Here is a 20,042-nt window from a genome sequence, read left to right as displayed (position 1 = left end):
CGACGGTGCCGTGACGGACCGAACGCCGTGACGACACCGGGTTGCAGGTTCCCGGGGCCGGCTCCTCGGCCAGCCCCGGCCGGCAGGTCACCGTGGGGCGAGGTCGAGCCGCACCGGGCGCCCCTGCCGTGCCGACTCGTAGGCCGCCATGGCCACGACGAACGAGTCGCGCGCGTCGCGGATGGTCGCCGCGGGCGTCACGCCCTGCTCGACGCACGTGATCAGGTGATGCAGCGGCATCGGCGTGGCCGGGCCGAAGGCCTCCTCGCTGACGCGCTCGAACACCCAGTCCTCGGCGCCCGCCTTGAGCACGGCGCCACCGGGCGAGCGGAACCACTGCTCCATCAACTCGCCCCGCGTGCCGACCAGTTCGAGTCGCACCACGCTGTTGCGCTTGGGCGAGGGGCCCGTCACCCGCGGCGCGTTGATCGTCCACGACGCCTCGAGCGTCGCCGTGACGCCGTTGGCGAACGTGAACACCGCGAACCCCCAGTCCTCCACCGGCAGGTCGCGATGGACGATGTTGCGCATCCGTGCATCGACCTCCACCACCTCGCTGCCCGCGAGCCACCGGAACAGGTCGATCCAGTAGATGCCCTCGTCGATGAAGGCGCCGCCGGGGACCTGCGCGGGATCGACGAACCAGCCGGGCGTGCCCGACATGTACCAGTCCTCGGCGATCGCCCACCGGCCGGTCTGGTGCATGACGGCCAGGTCGCCGATCTCGCCGGCCGCCACGCGGGCCTTGATGGCCTGGTGCCGGAGCCGCATCAACCCCTGGAAGGGCACGCACGTGACGCCGCTGGCCTCGACGACGCGGACCATCTCGTCGGCTTGCGCGACGGTCATCGCCATCGGCTTGCCCATCACGATGTGCTTGCCGGCGCGGGCCGCCCGCATGGTCAACTCGGGGATGTCGCGCACCGGTGCCGCGATGTGCACGATGTCGACGTCCTCACGCGACAGGACGTCGGTGTAGTCGGCGACGGCCTCGCAGCGGAACGTGTCGCAGTAGGTGGACAGCCGCCGCGGGTCGGGATCTGCGGCCGCGACAAGCGTCGCCTGCGGGTACTCGGGCAGCGCGCGCGCGAGCCCGTAGGCGGAATACCAGTGGCCGAGGCCGAGGACGGCGACGCGATGGATCATGGCTACAGGCTACAGGCTCCAGGCCGCCTGTCGCGCGCTATTCGAGAAACGGCGCCACCAGCGTGTTCCAGAGCGCGTAGCCCTTCGCCGAGAGGTGCAGGCCGTCCTGGATGAACAGGTCGGGCCGCGGCTTGCCGTCCCAGCCGAGCATCGGCCCGTCGACGTCGACGTAGCCGAGGCGATCGTCACGGTCGCACTCGGCGCGCACCAGTCGGTTCGCCTCGCGGACCTTCGCGATGAGCGCCCAGCGCGCCAGGCTCGGCTTGATGGCAATGAACGCGATGCGGGTGCGCGGCAACGCGGTGTGGACCCGGGTCACGAAGGCATGGAAGTCGGCCTGCACCTGTTGTGGCGTGCGACCGGCGGCGAGATCGTTGTCGCCGGCGTAGAAGATCACCGTCGCCGGCCTGTGCCGCAGGACGAGGCGCTCGACGTGCCTGACCGAGTCGCCGATCTGCGTGCCGCCGAAGCCGCGGTTGAGCACCGGCCGCCCCGGGAAGGCCGTGGCGAGGTCCCAGAGCCTGATGCTGGAACTGCCGACGAACACCGTGCCGCCCTCGGGAAACGGGCGGGTGGCGTCCTCGGCCTCGAACGCCGCGATCTCCTTCGCCCAGCGGTCCTCGGCGACCGCGACCTGCGCCCACGCCGGCACCGCAAGCCCGGCGACAGCAACTGCGACGAGGACGGCCCCCTTGAGGGCGGCGCGGCGGCCTCGAGGAGCGGCGCCCGACGCCCTCTTGGCCACTCCCCACTCCCGATTCCCGACTCCCGCCAGTGGGTTCACTTGCCCCGCTCCGGCGCAATCATGTCCGGCGTCGTCACGCCGCCTGGAAGTTCCATGATCCAGGCGTTGCGCCACTGGATCGGCGCGCCCTCGGCCTCCATGCACAGGTAGCCCTTGCGGCGCGACGAGTTGCGGATGCCGTTGACGAACTTGCCGTTGACCGACAGCTTGGCGACGCCATCCACGGCGACCAGGTCGTAGACGTTCCAGTTCTCGCGCGGCAGGGCCCGCTTCTCGATCGACTTGCTGCGCGGACCGCGCGGGTTGTCGGGGATGATCTGCACGCCGCCGACGCCGAACAGCTCGCCATGCACGTAGTCGTCGGTCGGCATCACGCCGTCCTTCACGTGCAGCTTCGGCCAGTCGACCTCCAGCATCTGCACTTCGAGGCCGTCCGGCAGGCGCCCCTCGGGTGAGGGACGCGCGGCGCTCCAGATGAACACGCCGGAGTTGCCGCCGGCCTCGTGGTGCATCCACTCGATGTGGAGCACGAAGTTCTCGTACATCTTGTCGCTGCACATCACGCCCAGCGGCTTGCCCGTGGTCATCAGCATGCCGTCCTTCACGAACCAGGTGTCGGGGTCGGTGTTGATGTTGGTCCAGCCGGTGAGGTCCTTGCCGTTGAACAGCGGCGTCCACTCGGGACGCGATTGGGCGGCGGCAACGGTGGGGATCAACAGGCCGAAAGCGAGGGCGAGGAGAGGGCGCATGGGGGGAACTATAGAATGCCGCGATGCCGAATTCCGAATTCGTCATGGCTCATGGCTCATGCCCCATGCAGGGACAAAGGGCCAGGGCTGAAGGTCGAAGTCTTCACGCACCAAGGCCCAAGGCCGAATGACCAAGGCCGTCGAGAACATACCCATGCCGACCCGACGCTCGTTCCTCGCCAGTGCCGCCGCGGGCCTGGCGCTCCCTGCCTTCGCCGCGAGTCCCGCGCACGCCTCGGTCGTGCCTGGGTTTCCCGCGCGGCATCAAGACGAGCTGCAACCTGTACTCGTTCAACGGCCCGCTCACCAGCGGCCAGATGTCGCTCGAGCAGGTGATCGAGTTCTGCGCCGAGATCGGCTTCGACGCAGTGGACCCGACCGGCTACTACTTCAAGGGCTATCCGGCGGTACCCGACCACACGCTGATCTACCGGATCAAGCACCTGGCGTTCAGCCTGGGGTTGGCGATCAGCGGGACCGGCGTGCGCAACGACTTCGCGGTGCCAGACGCGGGCAAGCGCGATGCCGACGTCGCGCACGTGACCCGCTGGGTCGATGTCGCCGCGAAGCTTGGCGCGCCGGTCCTGCGCGTGTTCGACGGGCGCGTGATGCCCGACGGCGTGCCGAAGGCACAGGTGATGGACTGGATCGTCGACGGGATCCAGCGCTGCGTGACGGCCGGCGAGGCGCGCGGCGTGATGATCGTGCTGCAGAACCACAACGACGCGCTGAAGGTCGCCGCCGACTACCTGGAGATCCGCCGGCGCATCCCGTCGCCGTGGTTCGGCCTGAACGTCGACATCGGCAGCCTGCGGACCACCAACGACCCCTACGCCGAGATCGCGATGCTGGCGCCGTACGCCTACACGTGGCAGGTGAAGGAACTGGTCTACCGGAACAACAAGGAAGAGCGCGTCGACCTGAAGCAGATCGCGCGCATCCTCAAGGACGCGCGCTATCGCGGCTACGTGCCGATCGAGACGCTCGGGCCGGGCGATCCGAAGGAGAAGGTGCGGCGCTACCTGGACGAGTTCCGCGCTGCGCTGGCAATGTGAAATTCGACATTGGAACTTGACCTGCGGGTGGCCTCCGGCCATCCCGCGCGCGACATCCCGAGGGGCGCCGGCGGAGCCGCGCCCCACGAGAGTTTCCAATCTCGAATGTCAAATTGCCGGGCTCAGCCGAAGTACGGTTCGAGCACGTTGCGCGACACGCGCAGCGCGCTCTTGCGGCCCTCGAGCGTGTTGCCGAACGTCGCGTCCTCCACCTCGATGCAGACCGGACCGCGGTAGGTGGTCTGCATCAGCGCTCCCATGAAGCGCGCCCAGTCGATCTCGCCGTAGCCAGGAATGCGCGGCTGGTGCCACTCCAGCGGGTGCGCGAAGATGCCGACATCGTCGATTCGGTCGCGGCGGATGCGGATGTCCTTCGCGTGGACGTGGAACAGCCGGTCCTGGAACTCCTTGAGCGGGCTGACCGGGTCCATGTGCTGCAACGCGAAATGCGACGGGTCGTAGTTCAGGCCGAGGTTGTCCGCGCCGAGGTCCTCGAACGCGCGGCGCCAGATGACCGGCGTGGTGAACAGGTTCTTGCCGCCCGGCCACTCGTCCTTCGTGAACGACATCGGGCAGTTCTCGATGCCGATGCGCACGCCATGGTCGGCGGCCAGCTTCAGGAGCGGACGCCACACCTCGAGGAAGCGCGGCCAGTTGTCGTCGACGCTGCGCGTCCAGTCGCGTCCCACGAACGTGTTGACGGTCTTCAGGCCGAGCAACGGCGCGGCGACGATCACCCGCTCGAGTTGCGCGCGCGCGACGTCGGCGACCACCGGGTCCGGGTCGAGCAGGTTCGGGTAGTACCCGAGCGCCGAGATCGAGACGCCGTGCTTGGCGCACCGGGCGAGCACGTCCTCGGCGTGCGACTTCGTGAAGTCGGTGACGTCGACGTGCGTCACGCCGGCGTACTTGCGCTCGGCCTTGCCGACCGGCCAGCACATCACCTCGACACAGGCGAACCGCTCGGCGGCTGCAAAAGCCAGCACCTCGTCGAGCGACAGTTCAGGGAGGATGGCGGAAACGAATCCGAGTTGCATCGGGAGCCTCGAAGAATTTCAGAATTTCAGAATTTCAGAATTTCGGGATTTCAGGACGCCGCCGTCGGTGTCGGCAGCGCGACGTCTGGCGGCGCCTCTGCAATTCTGCAATTCTGCCATTCTGCAATTCCCGATCAGGGGATCTTCGTGCTCTGCCAGCTCACCATCTGCCAGCGGCCGTCGCGCTGCACCCAGACGTTCGTGTACCGCAGCTGGTTGTCGAGCTTCTCCCCACGGGCCGTCACCTGGAAACGGCCGGCGCCCGTGATGACGGCGGTCGTGCCATAGACGCGGACGACCACGTCGCGCGGCTCGATCGACTCGTACTTGACCGTCCCGCTCCGCATGCTTTCGATGAAGCTCGCCTTGCCGTCCACCGCCGCGCTCGAATGCGTGTACACGAGGTCGTCGGCGAGCAACTGGCCGAGGGCCGCGAAGTCATTGCTGGTCTGCGCCTTGAAGCGCGCCAGGTCGGCCGCCTTGACCGCGTCGGCCGCCGCCGATTGGGCCTGCGCCATCCCACCCACCAGGAAGAGGGCGACCATCGTCGCCGCGAGCGTCTTCAGCATGGGCACATGGTAGGGGAAGAGCCGGGAATCGGGAATCGGGAATCGGGAATCGGGGGGACGGCAGTCGGCAGTCGGCGGTCGGCAGTCGACCAACGGCACTGACTTCGTTCAACGAGGCCGCCCGCGACGTTTCAATCGTGAGATGACGAGCCAGCGGCGCGGCGGTCTGCTCACGCGGGCCAGCACCACCCTTCAGCGGACGTGGCGGCAGTTCTGGTGGCGCCGCGGCGGGCGCGACGCTGCGGCGCGGGCCGCGGGGGGCGGAGAGGCCGCTCCACCCAGCCCGCGGCGGCACGTGCTGCAGGTCGAGGACCTGCTGCTGGCGCTGTGGATCTTCGTGCTCGAGGAAGGCCTGCGCCGCTGGATCGGCGACCCCGTCAGCCTGCTGACCCTCGGCGATCCCATGGCCCCGCCGGGCGTGGTCATGGTGCCGGCCGGGGCTGGCTGGCTCGAGACGGTCGCGGCGCTGCCTCCCGGCGCCCTGCTGCTCGGCGGGCTGTGGCTGTTCGTGCTGCTCACGCGCGGCCCCGAGGACACCGATCGCGACGTGGCCCTCGGGCGGCGCTGGCCGATGCTGGCGCTGGGGCTGCCGCTGTTGTCCATCTACGCCCTGATCGCGTCGGCCATCCAGTCGGCCGTCGGGCTGATGCCCGCACGCGCCGACGGCGCCGAGCCGCCCTGGCCCGGGCCCTTGGTGCCGCGATGGCTGCGCCGGACGGCGGCGCTGCCGCTGGCGCTGGTCGGCGACGCTCTCTTCCGCGGCGGCACGGTGTCGATCACGGGAGCGGAGACGATCATGTCGGCCGGCGAGTTGCTGTCGCCACGCCTGATCGTGGCCATCCTCGCCACCGTGTTCCCGTTCACGCTGCTGGTGGCCGGACCACGCATCGCGGCTGGCGCCGAGATGGCCTGGACGCCGTGGATCGCCCGGTTCGCGTTCCTGCACGCCGCCTCGTTCACGCATTTCTGGAGCCGCTGGTGACCGACGACATCAATTTGTGGACCGAAGCCGGCCACGCCGAGCGCTACCTGCAGATTGCCTACCGCATCCCGCGGCGGGAGGAAGGCGAGGCGGCGCTGCTCGAGTGCATCCCGGCCCGGACGCGGCGGGTGCTCGACCTCGGCAGCGGCGAAGGTCGCCTCATCGGGCTGGTCCTGGACTACCTGCCCGAGGCGACCGGTGTCGCCGTCGACTTCTCCGACACGATGCTGGCCCGCCTCGACGCACGCTTCGGCAGCGACCCGCGCGTCGAAGTGCGGCGGCACGACCTCGACACGCCGCTGCCCGACCTCGGCACCTTCGACGCCATCGTCTCGAGCTTTGCCATCCACCACGTGCCCGACGCGCGCAAGCAGGCGCTCTACGCCGAAATCCACGACCGCCTCGTGCCGGGCGGCGTGTTCCTGAACCTCGAGCACGTGGCCTCGGCCACCCCCGCGATGCACGCGTGGTTCCTGCACGCGCTGGGCGTCACCCCGGCCCAGGACGACCCGTCGAACAAGCTGGCGCCGGTGGAGATGCAACTGCAGTGGCTGCGCGCCATCGGGTTCATCGAGGTGGACTGTCACTGGAAGTGGCGCGAGCTCGCCCTGCTGGCCGGCGTGAAGGCCGACTGACCGGTCGCCGCGGCGCGTCGTCGCCGTCCACAGAAGCGGGAGTGCCCCCGGGAACCCGTTGCGTGTACGATGCCGCCATCTAGAACGGGTTTGCACGCGGCACGCACGTCCCGATCCGGCCCCGCCGGCTCGGCTCGCTCGCACCGACGAGCCCACGCAGGACCAGTCGGGTCGCCCCCCCCCTCCTTCATGGCGACCGGCGGGTGCTCGCCGCGCGTCGATGTCCCCGCGCCACCCCCGAATCCACGTCCTCGGGAGACGACATGTCCAGGCTGGTCGCCGGCGCGGTGTTCCTCGTCCTCACGGTATTCCTGCCGCGTTCGCTGGCTGCGCAAGGGCTCTCGCAGGCGACGGTCGCCGGGACGGTGCGCGACGGCTCGGGCGCGGTCGTCGCCGCGGCGACCGTGTCGGTGGCCAGCCCGCAGCTGATCGGCGGCACTCGCGTCGTCTCCACCGGGGGTGACGGGCAGTTCCGGACCGCCGACCTCCCTCCGGGCACGTACGACATCGAGGGCGTCGCCAGCGGCTTCCGGGTGACGCGCCGGACCGGTGTGCGACTGGCGGCAGGCGGCACCGCGATCGTCGACATCACGCTCGAACCGGCCGGCGTCGAGGACTCGGTGATCGTGGAAGGCACGGCGACCGGCGTCGACGTGAAGAGCGCCGCCGCTCCCGTGCGCCTCGACCAGGACCTGCTCTTCAACCTGCCGACCTCGCGCGACGTCTCCCGCCTGATCAACCTCGCGCCGGGCATCGCCGCCGACGTCGCCTTCGGCGGCAGCCAGCGGAGCAACGCGCTGTTCGTCGATGGCACGAACATGACCGATCCCTCCTTCCAGGATCCCCAGTTGAAGGTGAGTCACAACTGGGTCGAGCATGTACACATCTCCGGCCTGGGCGCCGGCGCCGAGTATGGCGGCTCGACGGGTGTCGTGGCCAACACCGTGCTACGCTCCGGCGGCAATCGCACGTCCGGCCTGGGTGAGGTCTGGACCATCCAGCCGGAGTGGCTGGCCAACAACACGCGCGATCTCGAGCAGCAGTTGCAAACGTCGTTCGCCCCGCGCCAGGTGAACGCGTGGTGGGAAGGCAGCGGCCAGGTGGGCGGCGCCATCCTGCGCGACCGGCTGTGGTACTTCACGGGGCTGCAGGGCGCGCGACACGACGACCGGCCGGCCGGCTTCCTCGGCGAGGGCTCCCGCGACGAACGCGAATGGCAGTGGCTCGGCAAGGTCACCCACACTCCTGCGAAGGCGCTGCGCCTCGAGGGCTTCGTCCAGACCGGGGTGCGCGAGGTGGCCGGCGAGTACCTCGATCGCCTGACACCGATCGAGGCGTCGTCGGACATCCGCTACGACCAGTCGGCCTGGAACCTTCGTGCGTCGTGGACGCTCGGCGATCGCTCGCTGCTCGAGGTGCGCTACAGCGGCTCGGACGTGGACTCGTACGAAGGTCCACACGCCCCGCGGACGCGCGAGAACGACTACGCGATCTACGACCTGCAGACGGGCATGACGAGCAACGCCGCCTTCTACTACTTCGACAACCTGACGGGCCGGCAGGAGCTCACGGCCACGCTGTCGCGCTACCTACCTACGCGCGCCGGCGCGCACGACCTCAAGGCCGGCCTCGAGTTCGATGCGACGGAGGCATCAGGATTGTTCGGCCCGAACGGCGGACAGACCGTGTACATGAACGGCAGCGAGCCGTACGGTATCGAGTCTTCGGCCGGTGACGTGTCGCTGGCCACGACACGCCGCCTCTCGGCATTCGTGCAGGATGCCTGGTCGTTGCCGTGGCGCCTCACGCTCTCGGCAGGCCTGCGCATCGACATCAACCGCGGCAGCGTCCCGCAGATCGACAACGTGTTCGCGACGACGCCCGTATCGCCTCGCGTCGGTCTGGCGTGGGACGTGCGCGGCGACCATCGCACGGTGGCGCGGGTCCACTACGGCCGCTATCACGACACCATCTTCAGCAGCCGCATCGCCCAGGCCGACGTCAGCGGCATCAGTCCGTACACCTTCTCGCTGTACGTCGACGGCGTATTCGTGCCGCAGGTGATCACGCCGCGGCCCGGCTTCCGGGTCGCCGACGACCTCAGGCACTCCGGCGTCGACCAGTACGTCGTTGGCGTCGATCACGAACTGCCCTGGAAGGTCGTGCTCACCGCGCAGGGAATCGTGCGTCGCTTCGACGACTTCCTCGGGATGCTCGACGAGGGGTCGACGTACACCCCCGTTGAGCGGCGGGATCCCGGCCCCGATGGCCGGCTCAACACGGCAGACGATGGCCAGCTGCTGCAGGTGTTCGCGTTGACCAACCCGGGCAACCGCAGCTTCGTGTACGGCAACCCGGACCAGGCCTACAACCACTATGCGGCAGCGCAGGTGATTGCGCGGCGACCGTTCAGCCGCAACTGGCAGATGCAGGCGTCGTACACGTGGTCGCGCAACGAGGGCACGGTGGGCAACCGGTGGCACGTGAACGCGGCACGCTTCGACCTCGGGAGTCCCGGCCGCTTCGTGAACCCCAACTCGTTCATCAACGCGGACGGGCGCGCCACGTTCGATCCCACGCACGAAGCCAAGGTGCTCGGCACGGTGAGGCTGCCGTGGCTGGGCGGCGCGAACATCAGCACCGTGTACCGCTACACGACCGGCAACGCGTGGGGACGACGGGCGCGGATCACGGGACTGCCGCAGGGCCAGGAAGGCGTGCGCGTCGAGCCGCAGGGCACCAGGCGCGCCGAGGCGATCAACCGACTCGACCTGCGCGCCGAGAAGACGTTCCGCCTCGGCGGCGCGGGGCGCACGCTGGGCATCTTCCTCGAGGGCTTCAACGTCACCAACCAGGCGGTGGCCGATTCCGACACGGGCCAGCCCTACGTCGAGCAGTCCGGCGCCACCTTCGGCCAGCCGCTGAACTGGGTGAGCCCGCGGCTGCTGCGCGCCGCGGTGCGCTACACGTTCTGAGCTGGGGGCTGGGGGCTGCGAGCTGGGAGCCGGGCGCTGCTTCTGTGCAGCCGGACTCTTTGGGCCCTTTGAGCCCTGAGCCTACTTCAGCCCGTACAACGCCAGGCGGCCGTACAGCTGCTTGCGCGACAGGCCCAGGCGCCGCGCCGCGCGCGCCTTGTTGCCGCGCGTCTCCTCGAGCGCCCGCACGATCAGCTGCCGCTCCATGGTGGCCACGTCGGTGGCCGCCGGCGGCTCGCTGCGCGCAACGGGCTCCAGGGCCAGGTGCTCCGGCGTGATGAGCCCGCCCTCGGCGACGATGGCGGCGCGCTCGAGCGTGTTGCGCAGTTCCCGGACGTTGCCGCGCCAGTGGTGCGCCAGCAGCGCCACCTTCGCCTCGTGCGTGATGCCGGCGGGCGCCCGCCCGAAGTGCTGCCCCAGTTCCTCGAGCAGGTGTGCGGTGAGGGCGACGATGTCTTCGGGGCGCTCCCGCAATGGCGGCAGGTGGATGCCGAAGACCTGCAGTCGGAAGTACAGGTCCTCGCGGAAGTCGCCGCGCGCCACGGCCGCGCGCAGGTCGCGATTGGTGGCCGCGATCACCCGCACGTCGGCCTTGACCGGCCGCGTCCCGCCGAGGCGCGTGAACTCGCGCTCCTGCAACACCCGCAGCAGCTTGGCCTGCGCCGAAGGAGCCATCTCGCTGACTTCGTCTAGCAGGAGCACGCCTCGGGCGGCCAGCTCGATCTGTCCCGGCTTGCGCTGCAGCGCGCCGGTGAACGCGCCCCGCTCGTGACCGAACAACTCGGACTCGAGCAGCGGCTCCGGTAACGCCGCGCAGTTGACGGCCACCAACGGCCCGAGTCGCCGGTCGGAGGCCCGGTGGATGTAGCGCGCCACCACCTCCTTGCCGGTGCCCGACTCGCCGGTCAGCAGCACCGTGGTGTCGGTGGCGGCCACCTGCGTGGCCGAAGTGACGACGCGGCGCCAGGCCGGAGACACGCCCACCATGGGCGACCGGCCACGCTCCGAGTCCAGCGCCTGCGACAACGCCTCCACGCGACGCGCCAGGGCCTTCGCCCGACGTCGGGCCGCCCGCGCTGCCTCGCTGACCTCGACCAGCTGCTCGTGTGAGAGACCCAGCGCGAGGTGCAGGGCGATGTGACGCGCCAGTGGCGCGTCGGCATCCGAGTAGGCCGCGGCGCGCCGCGACCAGAAATGCAGCGCACAGCGCTGGTGTCGCCCGCGCACGAGCACCGACAGGAACGACCGGTAGCCCGCGTCGGCGATGCGCGCCGCGTAGTCGGGAGGGCTGATGTCGGCCCACGGCGCGCCGGTGGCCGTTCGCACGTCGTCGACCACCCGATACCACCCATCCTGCAGCGTCTCGATCTGCGTGCCGCTCAGCCGCACCAGGTCCGGACCGTCGTCGTTCGAGAACGCGTGCGAGACGAGCGCCTGGGCACCGTCGTGGAGGGTCATGGTCAACCGGTCGTGGGCAAGGACGGGCTGAACGACGGCCGACACTTCGGGAAACACCTGGCGGATGTCGAGCACCGAACCCACGAGGCGGAGCAGTTGCTCGGAGACCTCCGGCGTCAGCATGCCCGCAGCCATGCGAGGCACTGTGCCACAGAGTGTGCCCACAGGAACACAATGTGCCTGGAGACACACTTTTCGTTGTCGGGCTCCAAGCGTCTCGAATGCTTCAAATCATTGCGCCTGCACCACTTGCCAATTGTTCAGGCGAATGTGGCCGGCGGATTGCTTCACCGATGAACCATGAACGCGCGAACTTACTGCGCCGTGGCCGCTATCGGAATCCTTCCCTTGCTGCTCACCGCCTGTGCGACCAACGAGGCAGCACCGGCGCCGCCTCCCCCGCCGACCGTCCCCGTCGTCCAGGTTGCGCCCGAGACGGTGCAGGTCTCGAGCGAGTGGATCACCACGCTCGACGGCCAGGTGAACGCCCAGATCCGCCCGCAGGTGTCGGGGTACCTCGTCCGGCGGGCCTATCAGGAGGGCGGACGCGTCCGCAAGGGCGACGTGCTGTTCGAGATCGATCGTCGCCCGTTCGCGGTGGCGCTCGCGCAGGCCGAGGCCCGGCTTGCCGAGACGCGGGCGCAGTTGGCGCGGGCCGCGCAGGACGTCGCCCGCAACACGCCGCTGGCCAGGGAGCGCGCCATCGCGCAGAGTCAGCTCGACAACGACATCCAGGCGCAGCGGGTCGCGGAGGCGGCCGTGAGCGCAGCGCAGGCCAGCGTCGAGGGAGCACGACTGAACCTGGAGTTCACGCGCGTCCGCTCGCTCGTCGACGGCATCGCCGCGATCGCGACCGCGCAGATCGGCGACCTGGTCGGGCCGCAGACGTTGCTGACCACGGTGTCGCAAGTGGACCCGATTCGCGCCTATTTCTCGCTCAGCGAACGCGAGTACCTCGAACTGGCCGAGGCCATCAACACCAACGGCCCGGCGCGGCGCCTCTGGGCCGCCGGTCCTGGCCTGACGCTGGTGCTCGCCGACGGGTCGGCCTATCCCCTGCCAGGCCGCTTCCAGGCCGCCGACCGGCAGTTCGATCCGAGGACCGGCACGATGCGGGTAAGCGCCGTCTTCCCCAATCCGCGGGGCGTCCTGCGGCCCGGCCAGTACGGTCGGGTGACGGTCACGACGCGGCGGCTCGACGGCGCGCTGCTGGTCCCGCAGCGGGCGGTGTCCGAATCGCAGGGAGGCACGCAGGTCCGGACCGTGACCCGTGAGGGCACCGTGCAACTGCGCCCCGTCACCACCGGGCCGCGGGTCGGGGCGCGCTGGGTCGTCGAGCGCGGGCTGCAGGCGGGCGACCGGGTCATCGTCGACGCCGGACAGTTGGCCGAGGGCACCAGGGTGAACACCACGCCGTTCGTGGACGTCGCGTCGACGGGCGCCGCCGCCAGCACGTCGGTCGCGCCACCCGAGGCGCCTTCGGCGTCGCCGGCCGCGGGCACAGGGGGCCACTGACGTGTCCACCTTCTTCATCCGTCGCCCGATCGTCGCGATCGTCATCGCGATCGTCACCGTCATCGGCGGCATCGTCTCGTTGCAGGGGCTGCCGGTGGCGCAGTTCCCCGACATCGTGCCGCCCCAGATCATCGTCACCGGCACCTACACCGGCGCCGACGCCGAGACCATCGAGCAGTCGGTGGCGACGCCGCTCGAACAGCAGATGAACGGCGTCGACGACATGCTGTACATGCAGTCGACCAACGGCAACGACGGCTCGATGCAGCTGACGGTCACCTTCGACATCGAGACCGACCCGAACATCGACCAGGTCAACGTGCAGAACCGGCTGGCCCAGGCGCAGCCCAACCTCCCCACCGAGGTGACGCAGTTCGGCTTCACCCTGCGCAAGTCCACCGGCCTGCCGATGATGCTGGTGTCGCTCTACTCGCCGTCCAACAGTTACGACGCGCTGTACCTGGCCAACTACGCCAACATCAACGTCGTCGATGCGCTCTACCGCGTCAACGGCGTCGGCGACGTGCGGATCTTCGGCGCCGGCGAGTACGCGATGCGGATCTGGCTGCAGCCGGATCGACTCGCGGCGATGTCGATGACGGTGCCCGAGATCGCGCAGGCGGTGCGTCAGCAGAGCACGGTCAATCCGGCCGGGCAGATCGGCGGCCGGCCGGCCCCGGCCGGCCAGGAGATGACCTACACGGTGCGCGCCGCCGGGCGACTGCGCACGGCCGAGGAGTTCGGCAACATCGTCCTGCGCTCGGAGCCCGACGGGTCGACCGTGCGGCTGCGTGACGTCGCGCGCGTCGAACTGGGCGCCCTGAACTACCAGCAGATCGGGCGGTCGAACGGGCAGCCAGGGGTCGGCATCGCCGTCTTCCAGGCGCCCGGGTCGAACTCGCTGGAGGTCGCCCGCGGTGTGCGCGAGGTGATGGCGACGCTGCGCGACCGCTTCCCGAAGGGCGTCGACTACCGGTACACCCTCGACACGACGGCACCGGTCTCGGAGGGCATCAAGGAGATCCTCAAGACCCTCGGCGAGGCGATGGTGCTGGTCATCCTCGTCGTCTTCCTCTTCCTCCAGAACTGGCGCGCCACGCTGATCCCGATGCTCGCGGTGCCGGTCTCGCTGATCGGCACCTTCGCCGTCTTCCCGCTGCTCGGCTTCTCGGTCAACACGCTGTCCCTGTTCGGGCTGGTGCTCGCGATCGGCCTGGTCGTCGACGATGCGATCGTCGTCGTCGAGGCGGTGGAACAGCACATCGAGCACGGGATGAGCCCGCGCGACGCGACGATCAAGGCGATGCACGAAGTGTCTGGCCCGGTGATCGGCATCGCCCTGATCCTCGCGGCGGTGTTCATCCCGGTCGGCCTGATGGGCGGCATCCAGGGACGGCTGAATCAGCAGTTCGCGATCACCATCGCCGTCTCGGTGCTGATCTCGGCCTTCAACGCGCTGACCTTGTCGCCGGCCCTGTCGGCCATGCTGCTGCGGCCGCGCACGCCGTCGACGGGGGTGATGGCGCGGGTGTTCGGCGCGGTCAACCGCGGCCTCGAACGGACAACGCGCGGGTACGTCAGCCTGAGCCACGGCCTGATCCGCAAGCCGCTGATCGCGGTGGCGATCCTGGCGCTCTTCGCGCTGGCGACGGCCGGACTCGGGAAACGACTGCCGGCCAGCTTCCTGCCCGAGGAGGACTACGGCTACTTCCTGCTCAACGTCCAGTTGCCGCCTGCCGCCGCCCTCGATCGGACCGACGCCGTGGCCCGCAAGATCGACGCGATGCTGCAGAAGACGCCGGGCGTGGTCAACTACAACACGATCGTCGGCTTCAGCCTGCTGACCCGCGTCACCGCCTCCAACAACGCCTTCTACTTCGTGCAGCTCGCGCCGTGGGCGGAGCGGGAGCACGACGGCATGGACGCGCGGTCGATCGTCAACCGGGTCAACGGCGCCCTCCGCACGACGGCGCCGGAGGCGGTGGCCTTCGCGGTGATGCCGCCGGCGATCCCGGGCCTCGGCTCGCAGGGCGGGTTCTCCCTGTGGCTGCAGGATCGTGGCGGCTCGTCGATCGCCGAGGTGGACCAGCAGCTGCAGCGCTTCCTGGCCGCGGCCCGCAAGCGTCCCGAGCTGGCCGGCGTGACCTCGCCGTTCAGCGCCAGCGTCCCGCAGGTGTTTGCCGACGTCGACCGCGAGAAGGTGCTGCGGCAGGGCGTCGCGCTCGGCGACGTGTACCAGACCATGCAGGCCTACCTGGGCGGCCTCTACGTGAACCAGTTCAACCGCTTCGGCCGGCAGTGGCGCGTCTTCCTGCAGGCCGAGGGCGACACCCGCGCCAGTCCCGATCAGGTCGGGCAGTTCTACGTGCGCAACGACGCCGGCACGATGGTGCCGCTGTCGACGGTGCAGTCGATGACGCCGACGTTCGGGCCGCAGTTCACCAACCGGTTCAACGTCTATCGGGCGGTGCAGGTCACCGGCGCCGCGGCGCCCGGCTACAGCTCGGGTGAGGCGATGCAGGCGCTCGAGGAGGTGGCCCGCGCGACGTTGCCCGCGACGTTCGGGTACGACTGGGCCGACCTGTCGTTCCAGGAGCGGCGGGCCGCCGGCAGCACGAGCACCACGTTCCTGCTCTCCCTGGTCTTCGTGTTCCTGATCCTGGCGGCCTTGTACGAGAGCTGGTCGCTGCCGTTCTCGGTGCTGCTGACGGTACCGGTGGCGGTCTTCGGGGCCTTCCTCGGCCTCCTGATGCGCAAGTTCGATCTCGACATCTACGGGCAGATTGGCGTGGTCATGCTGATCGGCCTGTCGGCCAAGAACGCGATCCTCATCGTCGAGTTCGCCAAGTACCGCCTCGAGGAGGGGATGTCGATGGTGGAGGCGGCGCTCGAGGGCGCGCGGCTGCGGCTGCGGCCGATCCTGATGACCTCCTTTGCCTTCATCCTGGGCTGTGTGCCGCTCTGGGCGGCGCAGGGATCGGGGGCGGCGGCTCGGCGCATCCTCGGCACGGTGGTGATCAGCGGCATGCTGGTCGCCACGCTGATCGCCGTCTTCCTGATCCCGGTGCTGTTCGTCCTGTGCGAGCGGCTCGCCCTCAGGTTCAAGGGCCGGGCCAGTACCCAGGAGCGCGCGGAGTTCGCATCATGACCCGCAGCCTCGACGCGCTGAGGCGCCCGCAACTGCTGGCCGCCGCGGCCCTGGCGGTGACGCTGGCGGGCTGCAAGACGGTGGGGCCCGACTACACGCGGCCGGCGACATCGACACCGGACAGCTTTCGCGGTGCCGACCCCACGGCGGTCGGCCGCTCGATCGGCGAGGAGTCCTGGGCGGCGGTCTTCCCGGACGACGTCCTGCGGCAACTGATTGCCGAAGCGCTCGCCAACAACCTCGATGCCAGGATCGCGGCGACGCGCATCCTGCAGGCCGCGGCACAACTCGGGGTCACCCGCGCCGATCAGTTGCCGACGGTCACCGGGCAGCTCGGCGCCCAGGGGCAGCGCGGTGCGATCTTCGGTGGCACGCGGGTCCCGACGATCGGCGTCGCCCAGGCCAGCGTCGGGCTGTCGTGGGAGATCGACTTCTGGGGCAGGTATCGCCGCGCCACCGAGGCCGCACAGGCCGATCTCGCCCGCACCGAATGGGGGCAGCGCGCGATCGTCACCAGCCTGGTGAGCGAAGTGGCGTCGCAGTACTTCGTGCTGCGGGCGCTCGACCTGCAACTGGAGATCGCGACGCGCACCCTGGCCTCGCGCCAGGAATCGCTGCGGCTCACCGAGCTGCGCGAACGCGGCGGCGCGACGCCGCTCGTCGACGTGCGCCAGGCCGAGCAGCTCGTGCTCGGGGCGCGCGCCCAGATGTCCGACGTGCAGGGCAGCATCGCCCAGGTCGAACACGCGCTGAGCCTCCTGCTCGGTCGCGTGCCTGGCCCGATCGCCCGCGGCCAGGCGTTGATCGACCAGCCGCGGCCGCCGGTGCTGCCGGCCGGCCTGCCGGCCGCGCTGCTGGAGCGACGCCCCGACGTGCGGCAGGCCGAGCAGCAGTTGGTGGCCGCCACGGCCCGCATCGGCGTGGCCGAGTCGTTCAGATATCCGCAGATCGGTCTCACCGGCTCGGGCGGCGTCGCCAGCACCTCGTTGGCCAACCTGCTGTCGTCGGGCACGTGGTCGATCGGCACCAACCTCGTGCAGCCGATCTTCAACGCGGGCCGCAACCGCAACCGGGTGGCCCTGGCCGAAGCGGAGGCCTCGGAGGCGGCTCTCGTGTGGCAGCGCGCCGTGTTGCAGGCGCTCCGCGAGACCTCGGACGCGCTGGTCGGATACGCGCGGCAACGCGAGGTGCGCACCACCCAGGAGGCGCTCGTGGTCGCGGCCGCCGACGCGCGCCGGCTCGCCGACCTCCGCTATCGCGGCGGCGCCACCAGCTATCTCGAGGTGCTCGACAGCGAAACGCGCCTCTACGTCGCCGAGCTCGGCCTGGTCCAGGCGCGGCTGGCCGAACTCACCGCCTACGTCGAGGTCTACCGGGCCCTCGGCGGCGGCTGGACGTCCTGAGGAAGCCTCGATGTCACAACGCAACGTGGAGTGGTTCCTCGGCCGCCTGCTCACCGACGAGGACCTGCGTACCGCCTTCCTCGGCCGCCCGCGCGAGACGCTCCTGACCCTGCAGCAGCAGGGACTGGATCTCACGCGTGGCGAGGTCGATGCGCTCGTGGCGGCCGACCCCGCCATGTGGCGCGACCTCGCGAGTCGCGTGCCGTCGTGTCTGCGGCGGTGCAGCCTCCGGACGGAGTGAAGCAGGCTCAGGGCTCAGGGCTTACGGCTTACGGGCGGACGGCTACAATGGCCGCGTCAACTCCCCCACTTCCCGGAGTCGTGCCCATGTCCGCGAGTTCCTATCCCGATCGTCGCACCTTCCTGTCCACCGCCGGCGCGGCCGCTGCCGCTCTCGCCGTCGGCGCGTCCCCATCGCGGGCGCAAGGGGGCGACAAGCTCCGCGTCGCGCTGATCGGCGTCGGTGGGCGCGGCGGCGCGCAGCTGAAGGGCCTCGGCGGCGAGCAGGTCGTCGCGCTGTGCGACGTCAACCAGGAAGCACTGGACAAGGCGAAGGCGCTGTTTCCGCAGGCCCGCACGTTCAAGGACTTCCGGCGCGTCTTCGACCACGCCAGCGAGTTCGACGCCGTCGCCGTCAGCACCGCCGAGCACACCCACGCCTTCGCGACGCTTCCGGCGCTGCAGTTGAAGAAGCACGTCTACTGCGAGAAGCCGCTCACCTACAACGTGCACGAGGCTCGCGTCATCCGCGAGACCGCGGCGCGCATGGGGGTGGTCACGCAGATGGGCACCCAGATCCACGCCGGCGACAACTACCGCCGCGTCGTCGAGCACGTCCAGGCGGGGGTGATCGGCAAGGTGACCGAGTGCCACGTGTGGGTGTCGCGGGCCTGGGGGTGGCACGCCAGCGAGGCGGAGGCGACCGCGGCCAAGGACATCGTGTTCGTGCAGGATCGCCCGACGACCGCCGACCCGGTACCGCCCACCCTGGACTGGGACCTGTGGCTCGGCCCGGCGCCGGCGCGCCCGTTCAACAACGTCTACGTGCCCGGGCCGAAGTGGTATCGCTGGTGGGACTTCGGCAACGGCACCATGAGCGACCTCGGGAGCCACTGGATCGACCTGCCCTTCTGGGCGCTGAAGCTGAAGCACCCGAAGACGATCGAGGCGTCGGGTCCGCCGGTCCATCCCGAGCTCGCGCCCGCGTCGATGCAGGCGCGCTACACCTATGAGGCCGACGGCGAGCAGCCCGCGCTCACCCTCACCTGGTACCAGGGCACGCGCAAGCCGGAGATCTGGACGCAGAAGGGCATCCCGCAGTGGGAGAACGGCGTGCTCTTCATCGGCGACAAGGGCATGCTGCTGGCCGACTACTCGAAGTTCGCGCTGCTGCCTGAGGAGAAGTGGGTCGGCTACACGCCGCCCCCGCAGTCGATCCCGAAGTCACTCGGGCACCATCAGGAATTCATCCACGCCTGCAAGACCGGCGCGCCGACGACGTGCAACTTCGCGTACTCGGGTCTGCTGACCGAAGCCAATCACCTCGGCAACGTCGCGTACCGCGTCGGGCATGCGATCACGTGGGATCACAAGGCGATGCGCATCACCAACGCGCCCGACGCCGAGCGGTTCATCAAGCGCCCGAAGTACCGCGACGGCTGGAAGCTGGCGTAGGCCAGCTCGAACGAAGGCAGGGCGGGGTGGGCCACCCTGCCCTCATCCACGGGCGGCGCGTGGCGACACGACGCCCTACCGGCGGGTCGTGTGCCGCCGTCGCGTGGCGCCGACGGCCAGCGCACCGCCGAGCAGCGCCAGCGTCGACGGCTCCGGCACGGTGCCGCCATTGCCGCCATTGCCGCCGTTGCCGCCGTTGCCGCCGTTCCCCCCGTTTCCACCGTTGCCACCATTTCCACCGTTGCCGCCGTTGGCGCCGAGGGCGTGGATGTTGTCGATGCCCACGCTCGCCGCGATGGGCGGGACAGACTGCCCTGACGGCCCGAAGAGCGGCGCCGGATTGTGGAACAGGCGGAGCGCACTCACCTCGCTCAACGCGCCCGCCGCGCTGCCGAGGGTGGCGTTCAGGGCCCCGGGGGACAGGGAGAACGTGTACCGCGTCCAGCCGGCGCCGGTGGGCACCGTGGCGCCATCGAACGTGACCGCGACGTCAGTCGGCCCGACGCTGCCGAGGGTCACCAGGGCGAGCCGTAGCACGACGTCCGCGTTGCCGAGGTTCCGGATGTCCATGCTGATGCCGGTAATCCCGGCCGCCACGTAGTCACCCGCCCACTGCGCGTCGTTGAAGGCGGTGAGGCGGCTGCCCGGGCCGGCGAGTCCGATCGATGTCAGCTGCAGGTAGTTGTCACCAGCTCCCCCCGGGCCGCCGTCGGTGACGTTGCCCGGCGGCACCGGCGGCGCCGCCTGCATCGGGCCTCCGCCGGCGCCCCACCCTGCCGTGCTGCCGTCCTCGAACGTGTCCACCTGGCCGAGGATCGGCGTCGCCCCCGCCGGCGCCGTCAGGGCGCACACCGTCATGACAACCATGGCCAACAACACCTTCGAGCGCCGCACGCGTCCTCCTGGCTTACCGGGATTGGTAGCGGTTAGACGGCCGGACCACCGACGAGG

Annotated in this window: 16 protein-coding genes; 9 read left to right on the top strand and 7 right to left on the bottom strand. The window is 70.0% G+C overall.

Annotated features, from left to right (window positions below):
- Nucleotides 1–87 precede the first annotated feature (87 nt).
- From TBR22_RS06725 to TBR22_RS06715, 3 genes are read right to left on the bottom strand one after another with little or no spacing between them, the layout of a single operon-like run.
- Complete coding sequence (locus tag TBR22_RS06725) at nucleotides 88–1,146, bottom strand: Gfo/Idh/MocA family protein (RefSeq protein ID WP_239492193.1); 1,059 nt, start codon at nucleotides 1,144–1,146, stop codon at nucleotides 88–90.
- 37 nt (nucleotides 1,147–1,183) lie between these two features.
- Entirely contained in the window at nucleotides 1,184–1,891 is a 708-nt protein-coding gene (locus TBR22_RS06720) for an SGNH/GDSL hydrolase family protein (protein WP_239492192.1), read from the bottom strand.
- Between the two features lie 35 nt (nucleotides 1,892–1,926).
- Nucleotides 1,927–2,640 carry a DUF1080 domain-containing protein gene (locus TBR22_RS06715; protein WP_239492191.1) on the bottom strand — a complete coding sequence of 238 codons (714 nt, stop codon included), beginning with the start codon at nucleotides 2,638–2,640 and terminating at the stop codon, nucleotides 1,927–1,929.
- A 182-nt stretch (nucleotides 2,641–2,822) separates the two neighbouring features.
- Here TBR22_RS06715 and TBR22_RS06710 point away from each other — a divergent pair, with 182 nt between their 5' ends.
- Nucleotides 2,823–3,695, top strand: a complete 873-nt coding sequence (locus TBR22_RS06710; RefSeq protein WP_239492190.1) for a sugar phosphate isomerase/epimerase — start codon at nucleotides 2,823–2,825, stop codon at nucleotides 3,693–3,695.
- 122 nt (nucleotides 3,696–3,817) lie between these two features.
- Here the strand turns inward: TBR22_RS06710 and TBR22_RS06705 are convergent, their stop codons facing one another.
- Nucleotides 3,818–4,732 (bottom strand): sugar phosphate isomerase/epimerase, encoded by a 915-nt coding sequence (locus TBR22_RS06705; RefSeq protein WP_239492189.1) that lies wholly within the window; start codon nucleotides 4,730–4,732, stop codon nucleotides 3,818–3,820.
- A gap of 134 nt (nucleotides 4,733–4,866) precedes the next feature.
- Nucleotides 4,867–5,301, bottom strand: coding sequence for a nuclear transport factor 2 family protein (locus TBR22_RS06700; protein WP_239492188.1), 435 nt, complete (start codon nucleotides 5,299–5,301; stop codon nucleotides 4,867–4,869).
- Nucleotides 5,302–5,443: 142 nt separating this feature from the next.
- On the opposite strand from TBR22_RS06700, the gene TBR22_RS06695 reads away from it, so the two are divergent.
- The 3 genes from TBR22_RS06695 to TBR22_RS06685 all read left to right on the top strand — a co-directional run bounded on the left by TBR22_RS06695 (nucleotide 5,444) and on the right by TBR22_RS06685 (nucleotide 9,893).
- Nucleotides 5,444–6,283 carry a hypothetical protein gene (locus tag TBR22_RS06695; RefSeq protein ID WP_239492187.1) on the top strand — a complete coding sequence of 280 codons (840 nt, stop codon included), beginning with the start codon at nucleotides 5,444–5,446 and terminating at the stop codon, nucleotides 6,281–6,283.
- Nucleotides 6,280–6,918, top strand: coding sequence for a class I SAM-dependent methyltransferase (locus TBR22_RS06690; protein ID WP_239492186.1), 639 nt, complete (start codon nucleotides 6,280–6,282; stop codon nucleotides 6,916–6,918). Before TBR22_RS06695 ends, TBR22_RS06690 begins: the two co-directional genes overlap by 4 nt.
- 263 nt (nucleotides 6,919–7,181) lie before the next feature.
- The gene (locus tag TBR22_RS06685) at nucleotides 7,182–9,893 is read left to right on the top strand and encodes a carboxypeptidase regulatory-like domain-containing protein (protein WP_239492185.1); all 2,712 of its coding nucleotides are present in this window, start codon (nucleotides 7,182–7,184) and stop codon (nucleotides 9,891–9,893) included.
- An 81-nt stretch (nucleotides 9,894–9,974) separates the two neighbouring features.
- Here TBR22_RS06685 and TBR22_RS06680 read toward each other — a convergent pair whose 3' ends face one another.
- Nucleotides 9,975–11,486, bottom strand: coding sequence for a sigma-54-dependent Fis family transcriptional regulator (locus tag TBR22_RS06680; RefSeq protein WP_239492184.1), 1,512 nt, complete (start codon nucleotides 11,484–11,486; stop codon nucleotides 9,975–9,977).
- Nucleotides 11,487–11,675: 189 nt separating this feature from the next.
- Here TBR22_RS06680 and TBR22_RS06675 point away from each other — a divergent pair, with 189 nt between their 5' ends.
- The 5 genes from TBR22_RS06675 to TBR22_RS06655 all read left to right on the top strand — a co-directional run bounded on the left by TBR22_RS06675 (nucleotide 11,676) and on the right by TBR22_RS06655 (nucleotide 19,091).
- Nucleotides 11,676–12,866: an efflux RND transporter periplasmic adaptor subunit gene (locus TBR22_RS06675; RefSeq protein WP_239492183.1), complete on the top strand. Its 1,191-nt coding sequence runs from the start codon at nucleotides 11,676–11,678 to the stop codon at nucleotides 12,864–12,866.
- A 1-nt stretch (nucleotide 12,867) separates the two neighbouring features.
- Nucleotides 12,868–16,014 carry an efflux RND transporter permease subunit gene (locus tag TBR22_RS06670; protein WP_239492182.1) on the top strand — a complete coding sequence of 1,049 codons (3,147 nt, stop codon included), beginning with the start codon at nucleotides 12,868–12,870 and terminating at the stop codon, nucleotides 16,012–16,014.
- A complete protein-coding gene (locus TBR22_RS06665; protein WP_239492181.1) occupies nucleotides 16,011–17,417 on the top strand; it encodes an efflux transporter outer membrane subunit in 1,407 nt (468 codons plus the stop codon). Before TBR22_RS06670 ends, TBR22_RS06665 begins: the two co-directional genes overlap by 4 nt.
- Nucleotides 17,418–17,427: 10 nt before the next feature.
- The gene (locus TBR22_RS06660) at nucleotides 17,428–17,658 is read left to right on the top strand and encodes an Os1348 family NHLP clan protein (RefSeq protein WP_239492180.1); all 231 of its coding nucleotides are present in this window, start codon (nucleotides 17,428–17,430) and stop codon (nucleotides 17,656–17,658) included.
- Between the two features lie 86 nt (nucleotides 17,659–17,744).
- On the top strand, nucleotides 17,745–19,091 hold the full coding sequence (locus tag TBR22_RS06655) for a Gfo/Idh/MocA family protein (protein ID WP_239492179.1): 1,347 nt from the start codon (nucleotides 17,745–17,747) through the stop codon (nucleotides 19,089–19,091).
- 75 nt (nucleotides 19,092–19,166) lie between these two features.
- On the opposite strand, the gene TBR22_RS06650 is transcribed toward TBR22_RS06655, so the two are convergent.
- On the bottom strand, nucleotides 19,167–19,985 hold the full coding sequence (locus tag TBR22_RS06650) for a PEP-CTERM sorting domain-containing protein (protein WP_239492178.1): 819 nt from the start codon (nucleotides 19,983–19,985) through the stop codon (nucleotides 19,167–19,169).
- Between the last annotated feature and the right edge of the window lie 57 nt (nucleotides 19,986–20,042).

Source organism: Luteitalea sp. TBR-22 (genome assembly GCF_016865485.1).
In the GTDB taxonomy this organism is placed as follows: domain Bacteria; phylum Acidobacteriota; class Vicinamibacteria; order Vicinamibacterales; family Vicinamibacteraceae; genus Luteitalea.
Note: the sequence above shows the minus strand (reverse complement) of the source record. Positions and strands in the feature narration are given on the sequence as shown.